Genomic DNA, 23,810 nt, shown 5'->3' with positions numbered 1-23,810 from the left:
GGCGCGGGGGCCTCCGGTGCGGGCGCCGGTGCCGGCACCGCAGCCGGGGCGGGCGGCGGCGCGGCCGGTGGCTTCTTCGGCGCGGCCGGCGGCGGCGTCTGGTGGGTGACGACGTGCGCGCGCACGTCGGAGCGGTGATCGTCCGACGAGCGCATGCTCACCGCCAGCGTGATCACCAGCGTCAGCACCCCGACGACGAACAGGGCCGCCACCCCGGCGGTGATCAGCGTCGGGTTGCGGACGCTGTGGGGCTCAGCGACCGCGCTGAAATTCAGCATCCGGGAGTCGACGAGTTCCGGGGAGTCGATGACGTCGCCCGGGTCCGCCATCGGCAGGTAACCGCTCTCCGGCCCGTCCGGCACCGCGCTGTAGGCCAGCGCCACCCCACCGGTGTGGTCGATCGTGGGCTCAGGCACGTAGGCGTAGGCGGCGTTGAGCAGCGCCGGGTCCACCACACCGGTGCCGGGATCCTGCGCCCACGCCATCGCCCGGGTCGAGGAGGAGAACAGCGGAGCGTGCGCGCTGGCCAGCGCCGCACCCCGCGCCAGCGCCATCTCCGGCTCCTCCGGGGCACTGACCGGCAGCGCGCTGGCCTTCTCCAGCTCAGGTTTGATCATCGCGACGTTCACGCCGCCGGAGCCGACCACGAACAGCCCGTCGGGACGCGACGCCAGCTGCTGCGCGCCGCTGGCCATCGCCGCCAGTTGCGCCACGGCGCGGTTGTCGTCGGGGGGCAGCGGCTGCCGGTGAATCTCGCTGATCGAGCCGTCGTCGGAGTCGACCACCGCCAGGGTGGCGGCATCCGGTTCGACGAACAGCAGGCCGGTGCGGGCATAACGGGTGGCGTTGCCGACCGACTGGGCGAGCGCCGCGGCGGCCAGGAACGCCGAGACCAGCATGACGTTCTCGATCTTGTGGGCAACCAGCGCCTGACGCAGCGTCGCCGCCTCCGCGGGGTCACTCCAGGTCACCCCGGTCGAACTCAGCTGGTAGCCGCCTTCCCGGGCGCCCTCACGGGTGCCCAGAATGGCCTCCACCACCCGCTCCGGGGCGCCACCGCGGGCTGCCCTGTCGATGCCGAAATCGTCGTGGTCGACCGTCACACCGTCCGCCGCCTCGCCCTCCACGAGCACCATGCGGACCGCTGAGGGCGCCATCGACACACCGAGAACGATGTCCATGAAACCTCCGTCGCCGCGTCTCGCGCGGCCATCACCGTCCGTGAATCTAGTCGGACTTGATGAAATTCTGGTAGGAGCGGGACGGCGTCGGCCCGCGCTGGCCCTGATATTTCGACCCTACCCGGGTGCTGCCGTAGGGGTGCTCCGCCGGACTGGTCAGCCGCAACAGGCACAGCTGGCCGATCTTCATCCCCGGCCAGAGCGTGATCGGCAGGTTCGCCACGTTAGACAGTTCCAGCGTGATGTGCCCGGAGAACCCCGGGTCGATGAACCCGGCCGTCGAGTGCGTCAGCAGCCCCAGCCGGCCCAGGCTGGACTTGCCCTCCAGTCGCCCGGCCAGGTCGTGCGGGAGTGTGCAGCACTCCAGGGTGGAGCCGAGCACGAACTCGCCGGGGTGCAGCACGAACGGTTCGCCCTCGCCGGGTTCGACGAGCGTGGTCAGTTCGTCCTGCTGCTTCGCCGGGTCGATGTGGGTGTAGCGGGTGTTGTTGAACACCCGGAACAGGCTGTCCAGCCGAACGTCGACGCTGGACGGCTGGACCAGCGCGTCGTCGAACGGGTCGATACCGAGTCGGCCCGCGGCGATCTCGGCGCGCAGGTCGCGGTCGGAGAGCAGCATCCGAAGACTGTAGCTACCAGACCCGGACCCAGTCGACGAGCATCTGCGCCGGGTACTTGCCGCCGGACGGATCCCCGCCGCCGGAACCGGCGACCGCCAGGTTGAGCACCGGGTACACCGCGTAGCCGGTGTTGTTGAACGGCCAGTCGGGCATCGAGTCGGCCGACACGGTGAAGTAGGGCGCCTTGCCGTCGGCATAGTCCTGCCAGAACTTCATCCCCGACCTGTCCCAGCCGCAGCGCCAGGTGTGCCAGCCGCTGTCCAGGCTGATCTGGTGGGTCTCCCACTGCGAGCCATTGGCCTTGGCGTGCACTGTGGTCGCCGACGGCCAACTGCCGTTGCCGTACCACTCGACGATGTCGATCTCGCCCTGGTCGTCGTTGCCCAGCCACCACGCCGGCCAGCAGCCCGGGGTGAGGCAGTCGAACTTGATCCGCGCCTCCCAGGTCTTCCCGACCCCGCCGTGGTACTTGCCCTGCAGCTTGCCGCCGTAATAGGTGGAGCCGTCCTTGTCGGCGCGGATCACCAGGTTGGACTTGCCGTCCAGGAACACGTTGCGCCGGTCGTCGCGGTACTGCCCGACGTTCTCGGGCAGCTCCCAGTACGTCGGGTCCTTCATCGTCTCCCGGGCGGTGGCCACGGTCCACTTCGACGAGTCCGGCGCGGAGCCGGCGGGGCCGTCGAACTCGTCCTGGAAGAAGTAGGTGGTTCCCGACGGGTCCGCATTGGCTTTGGGCTGCGCCTTGGGCTCCGCAACCAGCACCGCACCGGCCAGCAGGCCGATCCCGGTCGTCAACAGCATCCTGCGTCGATCCATCTCGGCCATGACCCGATGAAACCACAGCCGGTCCCGGTGAGGGTCCACACGGCGGGTGCTAGCCTTCCTAGGTCCCTTGGGGCACCAGCGCCGATGTAGTTCAATGGCAGAACATCAGCTTCCCAAGCTGAATACGCGGGTTCGATTCCCGTCATCGGCTCCAGGATCTAGCAGGCAATACGCCGTCAGCCACGGCACTGCGCACATGCTCGGTGGGCCACGGTGTGCCAACTCAGACATCACCGCGAATCGCTGCGGCGATGGCCTTGGTCGGCAGCAGCAGATGCAGCGGATCGATCGGCGACGCCAGGAATTCGACGTGATGCAGGTAGAACCTCCGGGCAGCGTCGTCGCGAGCATGAACGAGTAGTGCTGGCGCAGCGACCGACTCTGACAGAAGCAACACGCGGCGCAACACATCCTGCAACAGCCCCCAGCCCAGACCGCGCCCCTGCCACTCAGCGTCTACAGCCAGCCTGGCCAACAGAAAGCATGGAACGGTTGTGGAATCACTGGGTTCGACACCGTTCTCCAGTCGAACATTCGACGCCCACTACGCGAACATCGGGCAACTAGCCACAATTCAACATAGGATTGTCCCCATGATGATCGATCACCGCGACATCGTCGGCGTCACCGAACTGGCGAACAGCAGCTCACGCCTGGTGGCCGAGGCCGCGCAGGGCCGCGACGTGATCATCTCGAAGAACAACCGCCCCACCGCCGCACTGGTCGGCATCGAACGTCTCCAAGATCTGGAGGAGCGGGAAGAGAACCTGGCGCTGTTGACGCTCGCACTGACCCGCATCGCGACGGACAACGGCAGGCGGACCGAACTCGACGAGTTCATCCGGGAACTCAACCTGACCGCTGAAGTGGCCGCACTCGACGACGAGGACGAGTAGGGCACGCATGGCACGTGTCGAGTTGACCGACGATGCCAAGAACGACATCCGCCGGCTCGACGGCTCGGTCCGGACCCGAGTGCTGAAAGATTTGCAGAAGCTCAAGACCGCACCGGCCGACCGCGGCGCGCCACTCCGCGCCCGCGACACCAGCAACCTGACCGGGCTCCGGAAGCTGCGAGTGGGCCCGAAGAAGGCCTATCGCGCAGTCTTCGCGGCCGATGGTGACACCCTGGCGGTCGTGGTTGTGGTGGCAGCCCGTTCCGAGTCTCAGTGCCACGAACTGGCGCTCGCCCGACTGCGCCTACTCGCCGACAGTGCTCAGCGGACAGAACTGACGAACCTGCTCACCGCAATCATGGGGCGCTGAATACGCGGGTTCGATTCCCGTCATCGGCTCCACGGTTGAACCCCACCCGTCACAATCACCGGTATGGGTCTCCTGCCGAAGCCGCACGCCACGTTGACCGACGCCGAAGTCGCCGATGCGCTGGGCCGCGCGGTCGCGGTCATCAACCCGCTGCTCGACCTGCTCTCGGAGGCCGACCCGATCGGGCTGCGCCGGCGCACTCACCGGCTGCTGCACCCACCTCGTCGGCTGCGTGACCGCGTCCGCCGGCTGCGGTTGTGGCGTCGTCGTCGCCAGGCCGGCCGCACGCCCGGCGTCGCCGACCGCGCCCGGAACGCCGGGGCGAAGCTGATCAACGCCGTCGACCTGCCCGGCACCGCCGCCTGGGACCGGATGGACCGCGACCAGCGGATCCACTGGTGGGTGCACCGCGTCGGCGGGCTGAACACGCTCGTGGTGGCCTCACCGGGGGCGTTCGGCTGGCTGGCCCGGGTGGTGCCGGTCGGCGAGTTGGCGGGTTTCGTCAACCACGCCGTCATCCTGTGCGCCGTCGCCCGCGAGTACGGCGTCACCGACCAGCGCGAGCAGGTGCGCCTGCTCGCCGAGGTGCTGTGCCGGCGGCCGCTGCCCGCGGACCTGGATGTGCAGCCGCACACCGCCCCGGAATCGCTCCCGGAATCCCCACCGCCAGGTTGGAAACCGTTGGCGGCCATCACGTCGTCGGCGCCGGTGGCGATCACCAGGACGGCCTGGCAGCTCGCCGGGATCCTGCGGGCGACGTTCGAGGAGGTTGCCAAGCGACCGCAACCGAAGAAGCTGTACCAGCGCCTGGGTGCGCTACCCGGCCTGGGCGCGATCGCCGGCTACTTCGGCGAGCGCGACGCACTGGCCCGGTCGATCCGGAGCGGGATCGACTGGCTCACCGAACATCCGGCGGCGTAGCCGGCCATCCAGCCGATCAGCCGGCTGCCGCGGCGTTGGCCGCCTCGGTGGCCGCGTAGGAATTGCCGCTGGCGGCCAGCGTCGAGACGAACTGCTCATGAATCGCGGCGGCCTGTGCACAGATCGCCTGATACATCTGCGCATGCGCCACGAACCGCGCCGCGGTCACCGCCGACACCTCGTCGGCACCCGGTGGCAACAGTCCGGTGGTCGGTCCAGCCGCAGCCGCGTTCTCACTGTTCACCGCGGTGCCGATGCCGTGCAGGCTGTTGGCCGCCGTGTTCAACATCTCGGGCTGGGTGGTCACAAAAGACATCCGCTTCTTCTCCTAGGCGATCGTTGGGATGGTGGGTTCGAGGTCGATTCGGTTGTCGTCAGCCCTGGCGGGGCTCGCGCCGGATCGACTGCCATGGGTTCGGGTGGGGCCTCCTCGGGTTCGGGCGGAGACGCTGCGGTGCGCATCGGATGACGGCGATGCCTACCGGCGTCTGGCTTCTCTGATCATGTCGGCTGCCGACCGCTTGAGTGCTTCTCGTGTCTTCCGCAGTTCGGCGACCGCCTCACGCATCCTGTTCAACTCCTCTCGTTCACTCGATACCGCTGGGGCACCCGCCGCAAACACCGGCTGTGCCGATGCGACGGCGTCTGGCGCAGGTGCGCCGGCAATCCGCGGCGCCGCCGGAGGCCCGGCCTTCGCCGGGGATTCGCCGTATCTCGGTGCGTTGACCACGCCGCCCACCGGCGGAACACCGCCGATCAGACCCGCGGGTGCGGGTAGCCCGGTGCTCGGTGCGGCCGCGAGACTCGGCACCCCACCGACTGGTAGCGCGCCGGCGGTGAGCCCGCTTCCCAGGGCCGGCGCAGCCCAGGATGGTGGAACCGACAGCCCGCCAAGCGATGTCGCCCGGCCCAGACCGGCCGACACCTCGGTGGCGGCCGCGACTGCCGGTCCGGCGGCACCCACCGTCGGCGCCGACGAACCGGCCAGCATGAACCCCGGTGCGCCCCCCGACGTCGACGACGCCAGCGCGGGTGTGCCGGCCATGACCGCGGCGTAGACCTGCGCGGCCGCCACGGCGCCCTGCACCGGGAAGACCGGTCCGCCGAGCAGGATGCCGGCGACACCGAGTCCCTGTGCGCCCGCGAAATCGGTGAAACCCGAGAACTTCTGGCTGAGTTGCTCAACGCCCTGGAACAGCGGGTTGTTCAAGAACTGCTCCAGCGGGTTCGACTGCAACAGGTCGGCGAGCGTGCCTTGCGCGGACGATGCGGCTGCGGGTGCGGCCTGCGTTCCGGTAGCAGCGGATTTCGTGGTCTGCGGCGGTGGTGGAAACGACGGCAACACCGTCGCCGCAGCCGCCGCCGCCGCATACGCAGACATCGCCGCAACATCCTGCGCCGCCATCTGCCCGTACTCCGCCTGATTAACCCCAATCAACGCCGAATTCTGCCCAAAAACATTGCCCGCCACCAACGACGCCAACTCCAACCGATTCGCCGCCACCACCGACGGCGGCACCACCGCCGCAAACGCCTCCTCAAACGCCGCCACCGCCAACCGCACCCGACCAGCCGTCTCCTCCGCCCCCAACGCCACCGCCTGCATCCACCCCACAAACTCCGACGCCGCACCCGCCATCGACTCCGCAGCCACACCCCCCCACGACCCACCAGTCAACTCAGCAACCACCGACCGATACGACACCACCGCCGAACCCCACTGCGCCGCAACCCGATCCCACGCCGCAGCCGCCCCCACCAACGACCCCACACCCGCACCCGCATACAACCGCCCCGACACAACCTCCGGAGACAACCCCGCAAAACCAGCCATGATCAGCCTCGCTGGTCCGGGTTTAGGCAGCCACGATCATGGTTTTCAGTCGCACTGTGTCGTCGACGCTCGCCGTCGGGCACGTCCGGTCGATACGAGCGGGAAAGGCATACGGAGATTCACGTGCTGACACCCCTAAAAACTCGGGCGAGGAGTGCGCAACCGATTGACTTCGAGCCTCGATGATCGGTGTCCCCACCTAAGTTCGAACTCTAGGGCATCGCCCACGACTCGCATAGACGTTTTGTCGATCCGGAGCGGGATCGCCTGGCTCACCGGACAACCGGTGGCAAAACCCGCGACGGTGCAGAGTTGACCGCCGAATCCCCAGGTGGGGGTGGTCAACTCTGCACGGTCGCGCGAAAGGGGAGGGTCAGAAAACCCGCACCCAGTCGATCAGCATCTCCGCCGGGTAGGTGCCGTCGCGGGCGTCGCCGCCACCGGTACCGCCGACCGCGAGGTTCAGGATCGGGAACACGGTGTAGCCGGGGTCGTTGAACGGCCACTCGCGGATCGGCTCGTCGAGGTTCTCGATGCCGGTCGCCGGCACGGTGAAGTAGGGCTGCATGCCCTCGACGTAGTCCTGCCAGAAGTACATGCCGCTCTGGTTCCAGGTGACCCGCCAGTTGTGCCAGTTGCCGTCCACCGGGATCGGGAAGGTCTCGAACGCGGACCCGTAGGGGTTAGCGTGCACGGTGGTGCCCGACGGCCAGTCGCCGTTGCCGTACCACTCCATCAGGTCGATCTCACCGCTGCGGCCGGGGTCGTCGTTGGACAGCCACCAGGCGGGCCAGCAGCCGGCGGTCTGGCAGTTCAGCTTGATCCGGGCTTCCCAGGTGGTGCCGATGCCACCGCGCCAGTTGCCGTGCACCAGGCCGCCGAAGTACGTATTGCGCTCCTGGGTGGCGCGGATGACGAGGTTGGACTTGCCGTCGACGAACACGTTCTGCCGGTTGTCCCGGTACTGGTAGAAGTACTGCGGCCGGTCGAAGCCGACCGGGTTCTTGATCGGGCTGCGGTGGTTGGAGATCGTCCACTTCGAGCGGTCCGGGGACGAGCCGGCCGGGCCGTCGAATTCGTCGTGCCACAGGTACCCGCCGGCCGGTACGCCGGCGGCAGGCGGTGCGGGCGTCGGGGGTGCGGCCGGGGGTGCGGGGGTGGGGCCGGCCGCGGGCGGCCCGGCCGGGTCCGGCGGCGCAGCGGGCGGTTGTCCGGGGTCGCCGGGCGCACCGGGGGGCTCGGGGATCGCGAGGGCCTTCGGCAGTGGGGCGGCGACAGCCGCGGCACCGATACCCATCATCAACATGGCGTGGCGACGGTTCATCTCAGGCACAGTTGGCAACTAAACCATGTCCGCGCGACGCGACACCATCACGGTCGGACAGTGTCACAGCCCGAATTGGGGCTTACGGTCCGTCAACCAGTTAGGTTGGCTCGTCTGTGTCATCAAGCACACCGACGGCAATTCCGTAAGGCAGGAAACGTACCTTTCGACGGACGTCGGTGGAGCGCTGATTGGCCCGCAGCGCCTCGATCTCGGTGGCATACACCTGCTCGACGCGCGCGCTGCCGTCGTCACCGACGGTGAAGATGGCCCACACCCCGTCGCCGGTCTCCCCGGCGGTCGGCGGCCCGGACCGTGCCGTGCGGGCCAGATCGGCCAGCAGACCGGCCCAGCCCGGCCGCTCGCCGGCGTCGCCGAACAGGTGCGCGAAACGGTCGAACGCCGATCGCAGCCCGTCACCCGCCTCGCGGAGCACCCAGTCGAAGTCGTCGGGACCGAACCCGAACGCACCGTCGTCAGCCATCGCTCCAGTGTGCACCCGCAGGCCGGAGCAGGCGGCGAATCACGCCACCCCGGCCCGGTCGCGCTCATCGATCAGGCGGCGCCCACTGCGCAGCCGGCGGCGCATCGCCCACAGGTAGTAGGTGGACGGCAGCCAGCGGATGGTCTTGGGCAGCAGCCGGTACACCGGCGGCAGCACGGTCATCAGCAGGTCGAACAGCCGCTGATCCAGCGGACTCCAGGTCCAGTGCAGTTCCTCGCGCACCCGCGGCGGCAGCATTCCGCGGGTGATCCAGCGGTTCAGCGGCATGCCGAGACGGATCAGCAACGGCGAATCCCCGCCGCGGAACAGCTCATGGCAGAACGCCCGCACCTTGTCATCAATCGTCAGTTCGTCGAGCTTGCGGTCCCAGTATCGGTCGAACTCGGCGCGGGTGGCCGGCCACATCTCTGGCGTGACCTGCAGCGCGGTCCCGTAGATCGCCGACTGCTGGTAAATACGCTCGGCGGTGGCATCGTCCATCGGGCCGAGGAAACGCTGGTAGAGGTCGAGTCCGTTCTGGTAGAGCGTCGCCGCCACCCACAGCTGCAGGTCGGGGTCGAAGCCGTTGTAGGCAACCGGCGCGCCCGGTTGCGACTTCACCGGCACGTGCGCCTGGTTGACCATCTTGGCCAGCGCCCGGCACTCCTCATCACTGCCGAGGGTGACGGCGTAGACGTAGGTCATCGTGGTGCGCAGCCGGTCCAGCGGACGGGACAGCACGGTAGAGTGGTCGACCACCCCGTGCCCGACGCCCGGTTCGGCGAGTTGCAGCAGCACGGTGACACCGGCACCGAGGAACAGGAAACCCTCGCCGACGTAGTCCTCGAGGTTCAGTCCCCGGTCGACGGGATTCGGCATTGGTCACTCCCTTTCGGTCATGCAACAATACGACGATGAGTGTCGCATTGATCACGATCGTTGGCAACGGTTCGCGGCGGTAGATTCACCCCGATGGCCGACGATTCGGATGCCGACGCGCACATCCTGCGCGCCGCACTTGAGCAGTTCGCACTGACCGGCGTGCGCCGTACCAGCACGGACGACATCGCCAGGCGTGCCGGCGTCAACCGCGCGACGCTGTACCGCCGGATCGGCGCCAAAGACGAGATCGTGGCGGCCGCGATCACCTATGAGGCCGGTCGGGTGCTGACCCACATCGAGGCCAGCACCGGGGAACTCCGGGAGGACGCGGACACCGCGGAGGTCGACGGCTACATCGTCGGGTTCTTCACGACGACGCTGACGACGGTGCGGGAGAACCGCCTACTGCGCCAACTCCTCGAGGTGGACCGCGACGAGACACTGCACGCGCTCACCCTCGGCGCCGGTCACGTGCTCGAGATGGCCAGCGCGTTCCTGGCCGAACCGATCCGCCGTATCCGGGAGCGCTCCGGCGGGTCGACCGGCGACGACCAGATCGGCGCACTGGCCGCGGTGCTGGCCCGGCTCACCCAGTCGCTGCTGCTCACCCCGGACGGGCCACCGCAGGTGCAGACCCCCGCCGAGATGCGGGCGTTCGCCGAGGCGGTGCTGGTGCCCCTGATCCGGGGTTAGCTCCGGGGTTAGTTCTCTGGGACCGTGATCGGGATGGGCACCGGCACCAGCGGAATCCGCAGGTATTCGGTGGTCATCGGCACGGTGGACGTCGGTGGCGCGGCCTGGGTGGACGGCGCCGCCGTGGTCGTCGGCGCGGCCGTGGTCGTCGGCGCGGCCGTCGTGGTCGGCGCAGTCGTGGTGGTGTGCGGCGCAGTCGTGGTGATCGGCGGCGCAGTCGTGGTCGGCGCCTCGCTGGTCGCCGCCTCGCTGGTCGGCGCCGCGGTGGAGGTGTCGGCGGGCGGCGGCGCAGGCGCCGGCGCGGCACTGCTGGGCGTCTGCGTCGATGCGGGCGGTGCAGAACTCGTCGGGGCGGGCTTGACGACCGCACTGGTGTCGGGCTGGGACGGCACGTCCTCGCGCGACGGCCGGGTCAGCGCGTAGGTGACGATGCTGGCGATCACCGCGATCAGCAGCCCCAGGCCGAACGCGATCCGCCCCATGCCGGTGGGCCGGCGGCGGGCGACGGGCGGTTTCGACGCTGCGACGACGGGCGCGGCTCCGGTGGCGGGGGCGGCGTCGTAGCCGTCGGGGTTGTAGGGCACCGGTTCGGCGCCGCTGTCCTCCTCCGACCAGGCCAGGCCGTCCACCACGGCGGAGTCGGTCGGCTTGCCGCCGATCCCGGGCATGCTGGTGGTCGGTGCCGCAGCCGGCACCGTCGGCGCCAGCATCGTCTTCTGCTGCGGAGCTTCGCTCGTGGCGTCGTTCAACGGGTCGTACATGCGCTCTTACCTTGGCTCAAGGACAGGGGTCGTCCCCACGATAGGAGCTTGCGGTCGACGGTCGCGACCGGCGCACGGGTCCGTTACACGGTTGTGTCCACCACTTCCCGGGGCGGCTGGAACTCGATCGGCACCGATCTGCGGGGCGCGAACCTGAACGTCGAGCCCTTGCTGACCTTGGTGATGGCCACCTCCATCAGTTCGTCGGCGGCGACGTCGGTCTCGGTGAGCTCAGCGGTCCAGTCGGTGGCGGTGCCGTCGATCCGCACCGTCAGCCGCGGGTTGATCGCGGTGGCGATGGCGGTGAGCGGCTCCACGGAGGTCGGTGAGCACAGCCCGATCCAGGCGCCGTCGTCATGCGCCGGCGAGCGGTGCACGACGAGCGTGCCGCGTGCAACCTCGGCTCGCACGTACCTGGCCGGGTTGATCAGCGGGTGCAGTTCCAGGATCCGGCGGGCGCCGTCGAGGTCGGTCGGCAGATCCAGCGCTCGCTGAATGCGCTCGGCGGCCAGCCCGGCCAGCCCGGTGAGCTGGCGGGTGCACACCGAGGTGATCAGCGCCTCGTCGGCCGGCCCCTTTTCCGAGGCCAGTTTGCGCACCGCCAGCGCGAACGACAGGAACAGCAGGTGCATCTGCAGGCACACCTCGTCGGCGATGCGCACCAGCGCCGAGTGCGAGAACGCGGTGAAGTCGATGTCGCTCAGCAGAGGACCCGAATAGTCTTTGAGCCCTTCATCATTCGGGTCGATCGGGGCGAGCTCCCAGGTGGCGGCGCGGGTTTCGCGGATCACCGCCAGCGCCGGGATCTCCTTGACCGGCGGGTACGACGGGTCGATGCGCACGCTCCAGCAGCAGTGCGGTTTGCGGTCGGCCGGGATGCGCGGCGGGCGGTGGATCGGCCGGCACTGGGCGTGCACGTTGGTGGCGACGGCCGTGGCGTCGAACGTCGGATCCTCGATGGTGTGGCACATGCCGAACACGTACAGCTCGCCCAGCGGCTCCACGTCGAGCAGCGCTCCGCAGCTGGCGGTCTCGAACTCGCCGTGCCAGCGGTCCCAGAGCGTGAACCGGTAGTCCATGAACTGCGGCGGCGAGCCGATGTCGAACTGCATGCCCTTGAAGATCGTCGGCACGTCGTCGCCGACGTAGTTCAGCGCCCGCTGCATCCGCTGGGTGTAGACCGGGCTGGCCCCGGACCACTCCTCGATGGCGATCTGCAGCATCCCCTCCCGGCCGAAGTCCTTGATGCACCAGGCCATGCCGGAGCGGTCCATCAGGTGCCCGATCAGCAGCAGCTCTGGGACCAGGGTCGCCAGGTCGGCGCGGGACAGGGTGGCGTAGCGGCTCGGCGTCATGCCTCCGAAAATAAAGTCATTTATGTTATAAAGTCAACAATGTTATCTCCGACGCGGCAGACCAACGCACCGCGCAAGCGCGGCGACGAGACGCGGGCCGCGATCATCGATGAGACCGTGCTCTGCATCCTCGACGAGGGGTTCGCCGCGGCCACCGCCAAGCACGTCGCCGAGCGCGCCGGGGTGACCTGGGGGGTGATCCAGTACCACTTCGGCGACCGCAACGGTCTGCTGATGGCGGTCGTCGACGCGGGCGTCGCCGAACTGCTGGAGAGTCTGGCCGGGGTGGACGTCAGCGGACTGGAACTGCGCGTGCGCATCGAGGCCGTCGTCGACACCGCCTGGCGCTGCTATTCCAGCCCGACGTCGCTGGCGTCGTTCGAGATCCTCCGGTCGACCCGCGGTGGGCTGGGTGGACAGGCCCGGGGGCATCTGCTGGCGATGAACGACGCGATCAACCGGTTGGGCCGGCTGGTCTCCGAGGATCCGGCGGACGCCGGCGTGGCCCAGGTCATCTGGGCGACGCTGCGCGGGGTGATCCTGGCGCAGATGAGCGTCGGGATGGCCTACGACTGGCAGGTCGAGCGGCGGGCGCTGATCGACATGGTCAGCCACTACCTGGCACGCTGAGCAGGGCGAATGCGGCGACCGGCATCAATGTCGGACCCAAGATTTATGATCGCACGTATGTTCGATGACTGTTCGGCGGCCGAGGTTGTGGACCGGCTCTGCGGTGCGGCTCGGGCGGAGAATGCGTCGGCCGGGGCGCGGCTGGACGCCATCGGTGAGCTGTATGCGCGGCGCCTGTGTGCCGGTGCCGATCGGGAACTGTGGGCGATCGATGCGACCTCGGCGGTGGTCGCCGAGGTCGCGTCGGCGTTGGCGATCGGGACCGGCCTTGCCGCCAGCTACGTCTTCTACGCCCAGGCCATGCGCTACCGGCTGCCCGCGGTCGGCGCGCTGCTGCGAGCCGGGGACATCGGCTACCTGCTGTTCCAGGCGATCGTGCACCGCACCGACCTGATCACCGACCCCGAGGCGCTCGCCGACGTGGACGCCGAACTGGCCCTGACGATCACCGGCTGGCCCTCACTGACCCGGGCGAAGCTCAACGGGCGCATCGATCAGGTGGTGGCCCGCCGCGACCCCGACGCCGTGCGCCGACGTCGCCAATCCCACGAAGACCGGCGCGTGTCGCTCACCGACGGCGGTGACGGGATCACCGAACTGTTCGGCCGACTGTTCACCCTCGACGCACACCGACTCGACACCCGACTGGACGCCATCGCCGGCACCGTCTGCGACCACGATCCCCGCAACCGCGGCCAGCGCCGCGCCGACGCCCTGGGTGCCCTGGTCGCCGGATCAGACCGACTGGCCTGCCGATGCGCCCGCCCGGACTGCCCCGCCGGGACCGCCCCGCCAGCAGCCCCAGTGGTCATCCACGTCCTGGCACGCCAAGAAGGCCTCGATGGTTCGACGGCCGACCCGGGCGTCGCACTCGATTCGAACGCACTGATACCGGCCGAGTTGCTGGCGGAGGTGGCCGCCACCGCCGCCCTGCACCCACTGGCAATCCCTGCCAATGCACCCGAACACCGATACCGCCCCTCGAAGGCACTCGCCGATTTCGTCCGGGCTCGCCATCTGACCTGCCGGTTCCCCGGGTGCGACGTGCCCGCCGCTGACTGCGACCTCGACCACACCACCCCTTACGCCGAAGGCGGGAAGACCCACGCCTCCAACCTCAAGGCGATGTGCCGGCGTGACCATCTTCTGAAGACGTTCTGGGGCTGGCAGGACAAACAGTTGCCCGATGGCACGCTCATCTGGACCGCACCGACCGGGCACACCTACATCACCACACCGGGCAGTGCCCTGCTCTTCCCGCACCTGTGCGCACCCACCGGCGACCTCGCCCCACCCCCGCCGCGGGCCGCTGACCCGTGCACCGACCGCACCGCGATGATGCCCCGCCATCGCCACACCCGCGCCCGCAACCGAGCCGACTACGTCGCCGCCGAACGCCGCCGCAACCGCACAGCCCGCCACACCCCGTCACCCACCCGGCACGCCCGGACAATCCCCGCCGCGGACGGGGAACCCGACGGCGATCCGCCACCCTTCTAAGCCGCGGGCGAGGTCCGCCTACTGCGCGATCGCGATCACCGCGCCGGGCTTCAGCCACTGGATGATCTGCACCAGCTTGGCGTCGTCGATGGCGACGCAGCCGGCGGTGGGGCCGCCGTCGGTGCTGTGGAAGAAGAAGGCGGCGCCGTCGCCCGGCGTGCGGTTGGGGTTCACCCCCATCACCACGGCGTGCTTGTACTGCGGGATCTGCAGGTTCTCACTCTCGGCGGTGTCGAACGGGCACTGCGCCTTCTGGCAGACCTGCATGGTGTTGAACGTCGGGGAGTTGTCGTCGCCGCTCCACCAGTGGTTCGGCCCGACCTGGACGTACTGCAGGGCGGTGCCGGGGTTGGGGGCGGTGCCGAACGCGAACGGCAGCGTGAACACCCCCATCGGGGTGGCCGGGTAGCCGCTCTTGGCCTTCGGCGCCATCCCCGCCGAGCCGACGAAGGTGGGGATCCCAGCGGCGACGGCCTGCCAGCCGGTGGCGCCGCGCTGGTAGACGTCCATCTTCGCCTTGGACCCGCCGACCCCCACCACCGAGACGACCTGGGTGGCGTTGCCGACGGTGTTGCCGAACCAGGGGGTGACGTCGGCGGTGCTGACCGGTGCCGCCGTCAGCGCCGTCACAAGGACGGCACCCAGCAGACTCAGCAGTCGACGCACCGTTTCACTATCAGCGAGCCGTCCGGGCCGGGTCAAACCCCCACGCCGAGGTGCGCGGCTACAGTTCCGGCTTGCGTTCCAGCTCGTCGACCGGCACCTCGTCCTTGAGGAAGTTGCGCGACGACAGGTACAGCTGGAAGTACTCGCGGTGCTCCGGGCAGGTCAGCCAGACCTTGCGACGTTCCGGGGTGTGCAGCTTCGGGTTGTTCCACAGCATGCCGAACGTCGCGTCCGCGCTGCAGCCCTGCCGCGAGCAGATCAGGGCGCCGACCGGGTCGGCACTGGAGGTGGTCATCACGATCATCCTGCGATGCCCACCGGGGCGGGTCAACCCCCGTCGGCCCACGGTTTGAGTAACGCCGCCCACACCGAGAAGTACAGCCAGCCCAGCGCCCACCCGGCCAGCACATCCGAAGGATGGTGCACGTTCAGCGCCACCCGGGCCACCCCGACCGACAGCACCACCAGCGCACCGGCGCAGAGCGCGAACAGCCGCGCCCGGCCGTGCAGCAGCGGCCACGCGACCGCCAGCAGCGCCGCCACCCCGACGATCGCGCCCAGCGCGTGCCCGGACGGAAACGACGACGACGTCGCCGCCGCCATCGCGGTCACCGGTCTGGGCCGGTCGGCAAGATCCTTCGCCGCCTGCGTGAGCAGACCGACCGGCTCAACGGTAACCAGCACGAACAGCGCCGCCCGCAGCCGACGCTGAAACAGCGTGAGCGCCGCGGCCAGCATCGCCAGCACCCGGAACATCGTCGGCTCGAAGACCGTGGACACCCCGTCCCAGAACGGCACCCAGTCCGGATATTTCATTCCGATCCGGTGCCCCGCATCCAGGGCCGCGCCGTCGACGGTCGTCAGCCAGCCCCAGCCCTGCACGTAGCCCACCCACAGTGAGACGTACAGGGCGATCGCGGCCGGCGGGATCAGCCAGCGCGTCATCGCTCGTCGAGATGCGTCAGCCGCAGATCCGGCCACGGCGGACGGCGCAGGATCGCCAGCGTGACGAACGCCGCCGAGAGCAGCGCAGTGGAGATCGCGATCGTCGGCACCCGGTTGGCGTCCACCGCCGACACGAAGGTGGCATCGTCACCGCGGATGACGCAGACCCCGACCGGCGACTCGGTGCGCCCGAACAGGCCGTTGCGCACCCGGGAGACGGTGACCACCGTGGCGCCGTCGGGTGTCTGGTACGGCTGCCCGTAAACCCGCTCGCCGACCCCGACGATCGACTGACGCCCGAGTTGCTCCGGCAATTTCATGTCTGTGACTCCCCTGACCGCGGCCTGGGTTGCCGCCGACATAATTTCTACTATGACGGAGTGAACAATCGGGGTTTCAGCGCGCAGGAACGGCACGCGGTCTACCGGGTGATCGCCGAGCGTCGCGACATGCGCCGGTTCGTCCCGGGCAGCACCGTCGACACCGACGTGCTGGTCCGCCTGCTGCGGGCCGCGCACGCCGCGCCCAGCGTCGGCCTGATGCAGCCGTGGCGGTTCATCCGGATCACCGACGCCGCGCTGCGCGGACGCATCCACGCCCTGGTCGACGAAGAACGGCTGCTCACCGCGCACGCCCTGGGCCAGCGCGAGCAGGAGTTCCTGGCGCTGAAGGTGGAGGGCATCCGCGAATGCGCCGAACTGCTGGTGGTGGCGCTGCGCGACGGCCGGCAGGCGCACATCTTCGGCCGGCGCACGCTGCCACAGATGGACCTCGCCTCGGTGTCATGTGCGATCCAGAACCTGTGGCTGGCGGCCCGTGCCGAAGGCCTCGGGATGGGCTGGGTGTCGCTGTTCGACCCGGTGCGACTGGCGGAACTGCTCGGCATGCCGACCGGCGCCGAACCGGTCGCCGTGCTGTGCCTGGGTCCGGTCCCGGAGTTCCCGGATCGGCCCGCGCTGGAGATCGACGACTGGGCTCACCGCCGGCCACTGAGTGAATTCGTCGCCGAAAACGGTTGGGAGGCAACGCCGTGAGCGATGAGGCAGCGGAGGTTCGGGCCATCTGGTCGGCGCTGGGGCTGCCCGGGATCGTCGACGTGCACACGCATTTCATGCCGAAGTCGGTGCTGGACAAGGTGTGGCACTACTTCGATTCGGCCGGCCCGCTGGTCGGGCGGCCCTGGCCGATCACCTACCGGTCCGACGAGGCCGAGCGGGTCGCGACGCTGCGCGGGTTCGGGGTCCGCCGGTTCACCTCGCTGATCTACCCGCACAAACCGGATATGGCAGCCTGGCTCAACCAGTGGGCCGTCGAATTCGCCCGCACCACAGCGGATTGCCTGCACACCGCCACCTTCTACCCCGAACCCGGCGCGACGGAGTACGTCACCGAAGCCCTCGGCGCCGGTGCCCGTATCTTCAAGGCGCACATCCAGGTCGGTGATTACGATCCGAACGATCCACTGCTGGACGGGGTCTGGGCAATGCTGGCCGAGTCCGGCACCCCGGTGGTGATCCACTGCGGCTCGGGGCCGCAGCCGGGGCGGTTCACCGGCCCCGACCCGATCCGCGCCCTGCTGCGCCGGCACCCACGTCTGGCGCTGATCGTCGCGCACCTGGGGATGCCGGAATACGCCGAGTTCCTCGACATCTGCCTGGATTCGATCGCGGTGCACCTGGACACCACGATGGCGTTCACCGGGTTCACCGAGGCGGCGATGCCGTTCCCGCTCACCGATCTGCCGCGACTGCGCGACGCCGGGGAGCGGATTCTGTTCGGCAGCGACTTCCCCAACATCCCGCACGGCTACCGTGACGCGCTGACCGCGCTCACCGGCCTGCCCGGGATCGACGACGACTGGCTGCGCGGCGTGCTGTTCCGCAACGCCGCGACGCTATTCGACCTACCATCCGATGGTGAGCTCTGAGCGCGCACTGCCCGAAACACCCCTGTTCGTGCCCGACGTCGCGGGCGCCGACGCCGGCGCACGCGGCCTGCCCCGACACAGTGAACTGTCCGCGCGCGACCGGTTGATCGTGGACGCATCGGCCTTCGCCGACATCGGATTACGGACCGCGATCGCCTCCCTGGTCGCCGCGGCCATGATCCCGTCGGTGCTGACCACGGTGACCGGCGGCGGTCGAGCGGACTCGGAGCAGGAACGGCTGCGCTTCTACGCCGATCTGGCCGCCGCGCACGACCCGGTACGGTCCTTCCCGAAACCGACGGTGCTGCCGCGGATCTGGACCCGGCGGGCCGACCCGATCACCGAACGCATCGCTCACGGCACCGTCGAGAACGCCGCGTTCGTAAGCAGTTTCGCGGCGGTCAACCCGGCCATGCGCGAATCCTGGCGGGCGCTGTCGCACAACAACACCGTGCACTTCCAGCATTGGCGGCACAGCGACGGCCCGCGGCCGACGCTCTGCGTCATCCACGGGTTCATGGGGTCGGCCTACCTGTTCAACGGGCTGTTCTTCTCGCTGCCGTGGTTCTTCCGGTCCGGCTACGACGTGGTGCTGTTCACCCTGCCGTTCCACGGGCGTCGCGCCGAAAAGCACTCGCCGTTCAGCGGATTCGGCTATTTCGCGCACGGCATGTCCGGCTTCGCCGAGTCGATGGCGCAGGCCGTCCACGACTTCCGGTCGGTGGTGGACTATCTGGAGTCGACCGGGGTGGACCGGATCGCGCTGACCGGGCTGTCACTCGGCGGGTACACCAGCGCCCTGCTGGCTGCCGTCGACGACCGTCTGCAGACGGTGATCCCGAATGTCCCGGTGGTGTCGGTGGCCGACGAGCTGAAGGACTGGTTCCCGGCGAACATGCTGTTCCGGGCCGGTGAGCGGCTCGGCCGGATCGACCACACCGACTTCCTCGCCGCCACCGCCTACCACTCCCCGCTGAACTATCCGCCGTTGATCGCCGAGGACCGGCGATTGATCATCACCGGCCTCGGCGACCGCCTGGCGCCGCCGGAGCAGGCCGAAATGCTGTGGGAGCACTGGGATCGCTGCGCACTGCACTGGTTCCCCGGCAACCACATCCTGCATGTCAGCCAGCCGGCCTACCTGCGCCGGATGACGAAATTCCTGCGCGGGTTCATGTTCGACTGACGGGCTACCGCGCGGCCGCGGCCTTGACCGGTGCGACCGGCCAGCGCAGGGCGGCGAGATCACCGGCCGGCAGCGTGGTGTGGCCGTCGATCCGCCGGCCGGACAGCGGGTTCAGGGTCACCAGTGCCGACCGGTGATTGCCCTGCTCGGGGACCAGCCCGGACAGCGGCGCGGTGCCGACCGGCGCCGTCGCGGTACGCAGCGCGCACGCCGCGGCCACCGTCGGGCGCTGGTCGCTGCCGGCGATCTCCAGCACCGTCCAGGCTTCCGGCACCTCGGCGGACCGGATCCGGTTGAGGTTGTCGGCGAGCGCACCGTCGACACCCACCTGGTAGACGGCGACGCAACCGGCGGGTCCGTCGGTCACCGCGCCCCACGTCTCGTGGGCGCTGGGCCCGATCAGGTCCGGGAGTTCGTCGGCACCCACGGTCACGGCGTCCCAGCCGGCCTCCCGCAACTGGTCGGCGAGCCGCCGGGCCGCGACGTCCACCGTCTGCCGCAGCGGGATGGACGACGAACGCGCCTGCAGCGCAGGCAGATTCGCTGCTGCGGAGTAGGTCAGCCCGATCCAGGTGTCGTGGGCCGGCGCGTCGGATCCGGACCGAACGTCGCGGCTGGTGATCCGCACCGCGTCGGCCCGCAGACCGTAGCGGTCCAGGTAGCCCGCGACCAGGGCCACCGGCAGCGCACCCGGCCCGCCGTCCGACGGGGCGACCCGCAGCACCGCGGTGGCCCGGGTGTCGTCGGCGGCGCCGCGACCGGTGTGCAGCCCGCTGCCCGACCGCGACATCGCCAGCCGTCGGCGCAGCATCGTGGTGAAGTGCAGGCCCTGCCACCAGCCGAGCAGCACGATCAGCACCAGCACGCCGACAGCCAGCACCCAGCGGTCCCGTGGCGTCGGCCAGGGGTAGGCCATCGCCGCCGGCGCCGCGGCCAGCAGCGCCAGGGTGATCCGGGCCGGCCCCGGCCGGGGAATGGTGGTCACAGCTGGTTCTCCTTTCGGCGGCGCGCACCCACGGCCGCACTGGCGGCGACGGCGGCGACGAGAGCGGCCAGCACCGCGGTGCCGGCGAAGGCGACGATCCGCGGTGCGGGGTCATCGGGTTGGGGTGCCGGCGGTGCGGCGATCTGCTTCTCCGGTGCGGTGGTGGTCACCGGCGGTGCCGTCATCTCCCAGGTCAGTGCGGCGACCGGGTCAACGGTGCCGGCCCCGACCAGATCCGACGGGGTGCGCGCGGCGTTGTGCGCGGTCGCGACGATCCGATGCGCCACCTGCGCGGCGGTCAGGTCCGGGTACCGGCTGCGGACCAGCGCGGCGACCCCGGCGACGTAGCCGGTGGCGTACCCGGTGCCGCTCAACGGCACCTGCCGGCCCTGGTTGCCGGGCAGTCCGTTGGCCAGGCCGGCGTCGTCGCGGTTGCTCACCGAGGTGATGCCCTCACCGGGCGCGGCGATCCCCACCCACGGGCCGGCCATGGTGAACGCCGACGGCTGACCCTCACCGGTCAGCGATGCCACCGACAGCACGTACGGGTGCCACCAGGACGGCACCGAGACCGACGTGACACCGGTCCAGTTGCGCGGATCCTGCGGGCGGGCCAGGTCGGTGAGCGGGTTGGACTGGCAGGCGTCGCCGCCGCCGGCGACCGAGCCGGTCGCGGTGTTGTCCCCGGCGGCCGCCACGATCAGCGCGTCCTTCTCCACGGCGGCGTAGCGCAGCGCCGCGCCGAGCGCCGCCTGGTCGACGTTGCGGTCGGCGGGCAGGCAGGTGGCGGTGGAGATCGTGATGACGCGGGCGCCGAGGTCGGCGGCGCGCACGATCGCCCGGCCGAGTGCGGTGATGTCGATGATCGTGCGGGCGGTGCGCGGGTCGTCCCCGGCGGCGCGCGGCGAGATCACCGCGGAGGTGGTCCGCAGCGACAGCACCCGGGCTTCCGGGGCCACCCCGGTGAAGCCGTCGTCTCCGGGCTGGCCGGCGACGAGCCCGGCGACCAGCGTGCCGTGCCCGTCGCAGTCGGTGAGCCCGTCCGTCGTCCCGAAGTAGTCGCCGCCCGGATCGACCGCGGGCAGCCGCGGCCCGGGCCGCACGCCGGTGTCGAGGACGGCGACGGTCTGGCCGGCGCCGCGGGAGAACTGCCACGCCGCCGGCAGGTTGAGCATCTTCTGCCCGGCTGTGGCGGCCCCGGGGTCGCTGCCCGGCAGGATCCCGCTGACCATGCACTCGCCGCGCTGCTCCATCGGAGCTACCGGACCGGGCGCGCCACTGGGCGGCGGCACGGCCGGGTCGACCTGCGGCGGGGTGATCGCCGACGCCGGCGGGCCGGCGAGCAGCAGGGTCAGGGCAACCGCCGAACAGCCGACCGCGGCCTTCTTCAGCGCGAAGGTCATCGAGACAGCACCCAGGCGAAGATGCCGACCAGGAACGCCATCACCGGGATCAGCGTCGCGTCGACGCCGGACGCCAGGAAACCGACCAGCCGACGCACCGGCAGCGAGTAGCTGTCCGGGGAGGCCACCGACGGGCTCAGGGCGACCACCGCCCAGACCGCCACCAGCACCGCGAGCACAGCCACCGCGCCGGCCGCGGCCGCGTAGCGTCCGGTCGCGGCGTAGCAGATCAGCAGCACGACCGCGGTCAGGTGCGGCTCGGCCAGCAGCCAGGCCTTGCACCACGCCGAGTCCCAGACCCGGGCCCGCAGCACCGACGCCACCGCGATACCGGCGACCGCGTACCACGCCCACGGCGAAAGGCCTTCCGGCACAACGGCGATCGCCACCGAACCCAGCACGGCCAGCTGCACGGCGCCGGCGATGAAGCCGGTCTGGTGGGCGTCGGTGACCCGGACTCGGCGCGGCAGGTCCGCCAGCACGCGCTGCGGCAGCGCCGACGGCGTCGGGTCGCCGGGGGCCGGGATGACCGGCAGCGGCAGTCGGGCCCACAGCGCGGACAGCTGCGGGGCGGCCACGGTGAGCAGCAGCGACGCGGTGATCAGCCCGCAGCCGAGGCTGACCGGCGGCACCGTCCACAGGGTGGCGGCCCCGGCGGCCAGCAGCACGCCCAGGCCGGCGACGGTGGTCGCGGTGAAGAACGCGATGCCGCGCTCGGTCCGGCCGCCCGGCGGGAGGATCAGGCAGATCAGCGACCACGCGGTGGCGGCCGCCGCACCGAGCACGAGATGCGCCGGGCTGAAACCGCCGGGCACCGCGCAGGTGCCGGCCGCCGCGACCGGCACCAGCGCCGCCGCCGACAGCGTCAGCGCCGCAGCGGCCGACCGGGTGCGGCACACCAGCGCCGCGAACACCGTGAGCAGCGCGATCGCCAGGGTCGCGGCCAGTCCGGCCGGCTCACCGGTGATCGCCCGGTGCGCGCTCGCCAGGCCGGTCGCCGCGAAGATCAGCGCGGTCGAGGCGGCCAGCGCCCCGCGCTGGATGTGGGCGGCGCCCCACGGCGCCCGGCGCGAGGCCGAGAAGATGACGGCCGCATCCGCGATGTCCTCGACGATGCCGGGCGCTGCCGGGCCGGCTGGGACGGGTCGCAGCGCCAGCAGGTCGCCGTCGACCACGCCGACGGTGTCCAGGCTGGCGTCCAGACTGAACGGGGCACCGCCGACCGGCGCCAGGCTGAGCCGGCCCACCGCACCGTCGGCGGGTTCGGCGTCTTCGCCGGCGTCCGGGGCCACCAGGCGCTGCACCGCGGGCACGATTTCGCGCAGCGGCAGCTCGGTGGGGAGTGCGATCTCGGTCAGTCGGCTGTCGGACAGCACCGCGATGCGCACGATCGGCATGGCGGCGCTGGTCAGCACCGGGCTTTCAGTCATCGGTTTTCTCTATTCTTGTTTTCTCTAGGACATCTGGGCGGTGAAATCACGGGACAGGCGCTGACCGGGGAACCACGACCCGTCGGGCAGGGTGGCGGTCAGCTGTTCGATCGCGACGGCGATCGAGAAGTCGGTTCCGGGCCGGAAGGTGGAGATCCACTCGCCGTCAAAGGCCCGGGACGGCGAGATCAGGATGCGGCCGGCGTCGGTGTCGACGATGCTCATGCCGACCTCGGTGGTGGTGTGCCGGCCGTTGTCCGCGCAGCCGGCGACGACCTCCACGTAGCTGCGCGGCCCGACGAACACCGACTCCACCACCGGGCGCGCGGAGGCGGGGATGCCCAGGTAGTCGAGGACCTCGACCAGCGGGGCGCCGGCGCGCAGCCGCTCATCGGCGCGCACCCCGACCCGGGCCGGCAGGGTGAACTCGTCGAACTTCGCCGGCGGCCGTGCCCGCAGGCCCGCGCCGAGCACCGGGACCAGCAGTCGCGGGTCGTCGATGTCCATCGCGGTGAAGGTGACCAGCTGTGCGTTGCGCAGCGCGACCACCGTTCTGGCCGGCTTCGCCCCGGTGCCGCCGCCGCGGCGCGCGACGATGCCGCGCAGCATCTCCGGGCCGGCCGTCTGCTCGACCGCGGCTGGACCCACGTAACGCAGGTCCAGCCAGCGGTCGCAGAAGCAGACCACCCGAATCCATTCGGCCACAGCCGGATTGATCACGCCGTCCGCGGAGACGACGCCCATCGCGGTCAGTTCATCGCGCTGCCGCGCCAGGAACGGTTCGCGCTCCGCAGCGTCGGTGTAGGGCATGGTGATCGCCAACACCCACGGAAACGATCCGGCCCCAACGGTTTCCGCGATGTACCAGGCCTGCTCGACGGTGAGTTCGACGGCGTTGGGTTCGTTACCCATCACTGTCTTCCTTCGCCGATGCCGCCAAGCCCGAAGGGCCTAGCCCCATTTGGCGGCTTCGGCGGCGTCGCGGGCATGCA

At 70.2% G+C, this 23,810-nt stretch carries 28 protein-coding genes and 1 tRNA gene; 10 read left to right on the top strand and 19 right to left on the bottom strand.

Annotated elements, in window-relative coordinates; translation table 11 throughout:
* The 3 genes from KIH27_RS19800 to KIH27_RS19790 all read right to left on the bottom strand — a co-directional run.
* Positions 1–1,181: DUF7159 family protein (locus KIH27_RS19800; protein ID WP_214094682.1), on the bottom strand; the 1,181-nt coding region annotated here is incomplete at its 3' end.
* Between the two features lie 46 nt (positions 1,182–1,227).
* A complete protein-coding gene (gene dcd / locus KIH27_RS19795; RefSeq protein WP_214094681.1) occupies positions 1,228–1,800 on the bottom strand; it encodes a dCTP deaminase in 573 nt (190 codons plus the stop codon).
* A 13-nt stretch (positions 1,801–1,813) separates the two neighbouring features.
* Complete coding sequence (locus KIH27_RS19790) at positions 1,814–2,626, bottom strand: glycoside hydrolase family 16 protein (RefSeq protein WP_214094680.1); 813 nt, start codon at positions 2,624–2,626, stop codon at positions 1,814–1,816.
* 80 nt (positions 2,627–2,706) lie between these two features.
* On the opposite strand from KIH27_RS19790, the gene KIH27_RS19785 reads away from it, so the two are divergent.
* Positions 2,707–2,780 (top strand) — tRNA-Gly (locus tag KIH27_RS19785).
* 69 nt (positions 2,781–2,849) lie between these two features.
* On the opposite strand, the gene KIH27_RS19780 is transcribed toward KIH27_RS19785, so the two are convergent.
* Positions 2,850–3,101, bottom strand: coding sequence for a GNAT family N-acetyltransferase (locus KIH27_RS19780; protein ID WP_250150434.1), 252 nt, complete (start codon positions 3,099–3,101; stop codon positions 2,850–2,852).
* A gap of 118 nt (positions 3,102–3,219) precedes the next feature.
* On the opposite strand from KIH27_RS19780, the gene KIH27_RS19775 reads away from it, so the two are divergent.
* From KIH27_RS19775 to KIH27_RS19765, 3 genes are all read left to right on the top strand, one after another.
* Complete coding sequence (locus KIH27_RS19775) at positions 3,220–3,522, top strand: type II toxin-antitoxin system Phd/YefM family antitoxin (RefSeq protein ID WP_214094679.1); 303 nt, start codon at positions 3,220–3,222, stop codon at positions 3,520–3,522.
* Between the two features lie 7 nt (positions 3,523–3,529).
* Complete coding sequence (locus tag KIH27_RS19770) at positions 3,530–3,892, top strand: type II toxin-antitoxin system RelE family toxin (protein WP_214094678.1); 363 nt, start codon at positions 3,530–3,532, stop codon at positions 3,890–3,892.
* 63 nt (positions 3,893–3,955) lie between these two features.
* A complete protein-coding gene (locus KIH27_RS19765; protein ID WP_214094677.1) occupies positions 3,956–4,813 on the top strand; it encodes a hypothetical protein in 858 nt (285 codons plus the stop codon).
* Between the two features lie 16 nt (positions 4,814–4,829).
* On the opposite strand, the gene KIH27_RS19760 is transcribed toward KIH27_RS19765, so the two are convergent.
* The 5 genes from KIH27_RS19760 to KIH27_RS19740 all read right to left on the bottom strand — a co-directional run bounded on the left by KIH27_RS19760 (position 4,830) and on the right by KIH27_RS19740 (position 9,334).
* Positions 4,830–5,129 (bottom strand): PE family protein, encoded by a 300-nt coding sequence (locus KIH27_RS19760; protein ID WP_214094676.1) that lies wholly within the window; start codon positions 5,127–5,129, stop codon positions 4,830–4,832.
* Positions 5,130–5,291: 162 nt separating this feature from the next.
* The gene (locus KIH27_RS19755; protein WP_214094675.1) at positions 5,292–6,647 is read right to left on the bottom strand and encodes a PPE family protein; all 1,356 of its coding nucleotides are present in this window, start codon (positions 6,645–6,647) and stop codon (positions 5,292–5,294) included.
* A 373-nt stretch (positions 6,648–7,020) separates the two neighbouring features.
* Positions 7,021–7,971, bottom strand: a complete 951-nt coding sequence (locus KIH27_RS19750; protein ID WP_214094674.1) for a glycoside hydrolase family 16 protein — start codon at positions 7,969–7,971, stop codon at positions 7,021–7,023.
* Positions 7,972–8,071: 100 nt separating this feature from the next.
* Positions 8,072–8,455 (bottom strand): Rv0313 family protein, encoded by a 384-nt coding sequence (locus tag KIH27_RS19745; RefSeq protein WP_214094673.1) that lies wholly within the window; start codon positions 8,453–8,455, stop codon positions 8,072–8,074.
* Between the two features lie 39 nt (positions 8,456–8,494).
* On the bottom strand, positions 8,495–9,334 hold the full coding sequence (locus KIH27_RS19740; protein WP_214094672.1) for an oxygenase MpaB family protein: 840 nt from the start codon (positions 9,332–9,334) through the stop codon (positions 8,495–8,497).
* A 93-nt stretch (positions 9,335–9,427) separates the two neighbouring features.
* Here KIH27_RS19740 and KIH27_RS19735 point away from each other — a divergent pair, with 93 nt between their 5' ends.
* Complete coding sequence (locus tag KIH27_RS19735) at positions 9,428–10,030, top strand: TetR/AcrR family transcriptional regulator (RefSeq protein WP_214094671.1); 603 nt, start codon at positions 9,428–9,430, stop codon at positions 10,028–10,030.
* 8 nt (positions 10,031–10,038) lie between these two features.
* Here KIH27_RS19735 and KIH27_RS19730 read toward each other — a convergent pair whose 3' ends face one another.
* Together KIH27_RS19730 and KIH27_RS19725 are read right to left on the bottom strand one after the other, a co-directional pair.
* Positions 10,039–10,791, bottom strand: coding sequence for a hypothetical protein (locus tag KIH27_RS19730; RefSeq protein ID WP_214094670.1), 753 nt, complete (start codon positions 10,789–10,791; stop codon positions 10,039–10,041).
* Positions 10,792–10,874: 83 nt separating this feature from the next.
* On the bottom strand, positions 10,875–12,146 hold the full coding sequence (locus tag KIH27_RS19725; RefSeq protein ID WP_214094669.1) for a hypothetical protein: 1,272 nt from the start codon (positions 12,144–12,146) through the stop codon (positions 10,875–10,877).
* Positions 12,147–12,185: 39 nt separating this feature from the next.
* Between KIH27_RS19725 and KIH27_RS19720 the strand changes: the two genes are divergently transcribed.
* Complete coding sequence (locus KIH27_RS19720) at positions 12,186–12,776, top strand: TetR/AcrR family transcriptional regulator (RefSeq protein ID WP_214094668.1); 591 nt, start codon at positions 12,186–12,188, stop codon at positions 12,774–12,776.
* 57 nt (positions 12,777–12,833) lie between these two features.
* A complete protein-coding gene (locus KIH27_RS19715) occupies positions 12,834–14,276 on the top strand; it encodes an HNH endonuclease signature motif containing protein (RefSeq protein ID WP_250150433.1) in 1,443 nt (480 codons plus the stop codon).
* A gap of 18 nt (positions 14,277–14,294) precedes the next feature.
* Here KIH27_RS19715 and KIH27_RS19710 read toward each other — a convergent pair whose 3' ends face one another.
* From KIH27_RS19710 to KIH27_RS19695, 4 genes are read right to left on the bottom strand one after another with little or no spacing between them, the layout of a single operon-like run.
* Entirely contained in the window at positions 14,295–14,942 is a 648-nt protein-coding gene (locus KIH27_RS19710) for a L,D-transpeptidase family protein (RefSeq protein ID WP_214094666.1), read from the bottom strand.
* Positions 14,943–15,000: 58 nt separating this feature from the next.
* Positions 15,001–15,237: a hypothetical protein gene (locus KIH27_RS19705; protein WP_214094665.1), complete on the bottom strand. Its 237-nt coding sequence runs from the start codon at positions 15,235–15,237 to the stop codon at positions 15,001–15,003.
* Positions 15,238–15,269: 32 nt separating this feature from the next.
* On the bottom strand, positions 15,270–15,887 hold the full coding sequence (locus KIH27_RS19700; RefSeq protein ID WP_214094664.1) for a phosphatase PAP2 family protein: 618 nt from the start codon (positions 15,885–15,887) through the stop codon (positions 15,270–15,272).
* Positions 15,884–16,207 carry a hypothetical protein gene (locus tag KIH27_RS19695; RefSeq protein WP_214094663.1) on the bottom strand — a complete coding sequence of 108 codons (324 nt, stop codon included), beginning with the start codon at positions 16,205–16,207 and terminating at the stop codon, positions 15,884–15,886. Before KIH27_RS19695 ends, KIH27_RS19700 begins: the two co-directional genes overlap by 4 nt.
* A gap of 60 nt (positions 16,208–16,267) precedes the next feature.
* Here KIH27_RS19695 and bluB point away from each other — a divergent pair, with 60 nt between their 5' ends.
* From bluB to KIH27_RS19680, 3 genes are read left to right on the top strand one after another with little or no spacing between them, the layout of a single operon-like run.
* Positions 16,268–16,921 carry a 5,6-dimethylbenzimidazole synthase gene (bluB, locus tag KIH27_RS19690; RefSeq protein WP_214094662.1) on the top strand — a complete coding sequence of 218 codons (654 nt, stop codon included), beginning with the start codon at positions 16,268–16,270 and terminating at the stop codon, positions 16,919–16,921.
* Positions 16,918–17,814 carry an amidohydrolase family protein gene (locus KIH27_RS19685; RefSeq protein WP_214094661.1) on the top strand — a complete coding sequence of 299 codons (897 nt, stop codon included), beginning with the start codon at positions 16,918–16,920 and terminating at the stop codon, positions 17,812–17,814. The genes bluB and KIH27_RS19685 overlap by 4 nt, the downstream gene beginning before the upstream one ends.
* A complete protein-coding gene (locus KIH27_RS19680; RefSeq protein WP_214094660.1) occupies positions 17,801–19,000 on the top strand; it encodes an alpha/beta hydrolase family protein in 1,200 nt (399 codons plus the stop codon). Before KIH27_RS19685 ends, KIH27_RS19680 begins: the two co-directional genes overlap by 14 nt.
* A gap of 4 nt (positions 19,001–19,004) precedes the next feature.
* Here KIH27_RS19680 and eccE read toward each other — a convergent pair whose 3' ends face one another.
* Genes eccE through KIH27_RS19660 form a run of 4 tightly spaced genes read right to left on the bottom strand, consistent with a single transcriptional unit; the run spans position 19,005 to position 23,730 of the window.
* Positions 19,005–19,985: a type VII secretion protein EccE gene (eccE, locus tag KIH27_RS19675; RefSeq protein ID WP_307856955.1), complete on the bottom strand. Its 981-nt coding sequence runs from the start codon at positions 19,983–19,985 to the stop codon at positions 19,005–19,007.
* A complete protein-coding gene (gene mycP / locus KIH27_RS19670) occupies positions 19,982–21,388 on the bottom strand; it encodes a type VII secretion-associated serine protease mycosin (RefSeq protein WP_214094659.1) in 1,407 nt (468 codons plus the stop codon). Before mycP ends, eccE begins: the two co-directional genes overlap by 4 nt.
* Positions 21,385–22,818 (bottom strand): type VII secretion integral membrane protein EccD, encoded by a 1,434-nt coding sequence (gene eccD / locus KIH27_RS19665; protein WP_284144785.1) that lies wholly within the window; start codon positions 22,816–22,818, stop codon positions 21,385–21,387. The genes mycP and eccD overlap by 4 nt, the downstream gene beginning before the upstream one ends.
* 24 nt (positions 22,819–22,842) lie before the next feature.
* The gene (locus KIH27_RS19660) at positions 22,843–23,730 is read right to left on the bottom strand and encodes an ESX secretion-associated protein EspG (protein ID WP_214094658.1); all 888 of its coding nucleotides are present in this window, start codon (positions 23,728–23,730) and stop codon (positions 22,843–22,845) included.
* Positions 23,731–23,810 lie beyond the last annotated feature (80 nt).

It is taken from the genome of Mycolicibacter acidiphilus (assembly GCF_018455725.1).
In the GTDB taxonomy this organism is placed as follows: domain Bacteria; phylum Actinomycetota; class Actinomycetes; order Mycobacteriales; family Mycobacteriaceae; genus Mycobacterium; species Mycobacterium acidiphilum.
The sequence above is the reverse complement of the archived record's forward strand: the minus strand, read 5'-3'. Positions and strand labels throughout refer to the sequence as shown.

Excerpts from the sequence above, each read along its gene's own strand:
- KIH27_RS19725 (WP_214094669.1), bottom strand. The coding sequence starts at position 12,146 with ATGACGCCGAGCCGCTACGCCACCCTGTCCCGCGCCGACCTGGCGACC.
- KIH27_RS19680 (WP_214094660.1), top strand. The coding sequence starts at position 17,801 with ATGGTGAGCTCTGAGCGCGCACTGCCCGAAACACCCCTGTTCGTGCCC.
- dcd (WP_214094681.1), bottom strand. The coding sequence starts at position 1,800 with ATGCTGCTCTCCGACCGCGACCTGCGCGCCGAGATCGCCGCGGGCCGA.
- KIH27_RS19695 (WP_214094663.1), bottom strand. The coding sequence starts at position 16,207 with ATGAAATTGCCGGAGCAACTCGGGCGTCAGTCGATCGTCGGGGTCGGC.
- KIH27_RS19755 (WP_214094675.1), bottom strand. The coding sequence starts at position 6,647 with ATGGCTGGTTTTGCGGGGTTGTCTCCGGAGGTTGTGTCGGGGCGGTTG.
- KIH27_RS19700 (WP_214094664.1), bottom strand. The coding sequence starts at position 15,887 with ATGACGCGCTGGCTGATCCCGCCGGCCGCGATCGCCCTGTACGTCTCA.
- KIH27_RS19745 (WP_214094673.1), bottom strand. The coding sequence starts at position 8,455 with ATGGCTGACGACGGTGCGTTCGGGTTCGGTCCCGACGACTTCGACTGG.
- KIH27_RS19735 (WP_214094671.1), top strand. The coding sequence starts at position 9,428 with ATGGCCGACGATTCGGATGCCGACGCGCACATCCTGCGCGCCGCACTT.
- KIH27_RS19730 (WP_214094670.1), bottom strand. The coding sequence starts at position 10,791 with ATGTACGACCCGTTGAACGACGCCACGAGCGAAGCTCCGCAGCAGAAG.
- KIH27_RS19715 (WP_250150433.1), top strand. The coding sequence starts at position 12,834 with ATGTTCGATGACTGTTCGGCGGCCGAGGTTGTGGACCGGCTCTGCGGT.
- KIH27_RS19770 (WP_214094678.1), top strand. The coding sequence starts at position 3,530 with ATGGCACGTGTCGAGTTGACCGACGATGCCAAGAACGACATCCGCCGG.
- KIH27_RS19705 (WP_214094665.1), bottom strand. The coding sequence starts at position 15,237 with ATGACCACCTCCAGTGCCGACCCGGTCGGCGCCCTGATCTGCTCGCGG.
- eccD (WP_284144785.1), bottom strand. The coding sequence starts at position 22,818 with ATGACTGAAAGCCCGGTGCTGACCAGCGCCGCCATGCCGATCGTGCGC.
- KIH27_RS19720 (WP_214094668.1), top strand. The coding sequence starts at position 12,186 with ATGTTATCTCCGACGCGGCAGACCAACGCACCGCGCAAGCGCGGCGAC.
- KIH27_RS19790 (WP_214094680.1), bottom strand. The coding sequence starts at position 2,626 with ATGGCCGAGATGGATCGACGCAGGATGCTGTTGACGACCGGGATCGGC.
- KIH27_RS19765 (WP_214094677.1), top strand. The coding sequence starts at position 3,956 with ATGGGTCTCCTGCCGAAGCCGCACGCCACGTTGACCGACGCCGAAGTC.
- KIH27_RS19775 (WP_214094679.1), top strand. The coding sequence starts at position 3,220 with ATGATGATCGATCACCGCGACATCGTCGGCGTCACCGAACTGGCGAAC.
- KIH27_RS19660 (WP_214094658.1), bottom strand. The coding sequence starts at position 23,730 with ATGGGTAACGAACCCAACGCCGTCGAACTCACCGTCGAGCAGGCCTGG.
- KIH27_RS19760 (WP_214094676.1), bottom strand. The coding sequence starts at position 5,129 with ATGTCTTTTGTGACCACCCAGCCCGAGATGTTGAACACGGCGGCCAAC.
- KIH27_RS19740 (WP_214094672.1), bottom strand. The coding sequence starts at position 9,334 with ATGCCGAATCCCGTCGACCGGGGACTGAACCTCGAGGACTACGTCGGC.
- KIH27_RS19750 (WP_214094674.1), bottom strand. The coding sequence starts at position 7,971 with ATGAACCGTCGCCACGCCATGTTGATGATGGGTATCGGTGCCGCGGCT.
- mycP (WP_214094659.1), bottom strand. The coding sequence starts at position 21,388 with ATGACCTTCGCGCTGAAGAAGGCCGCGGTCGGCTGTTCGGCGGTTGCC.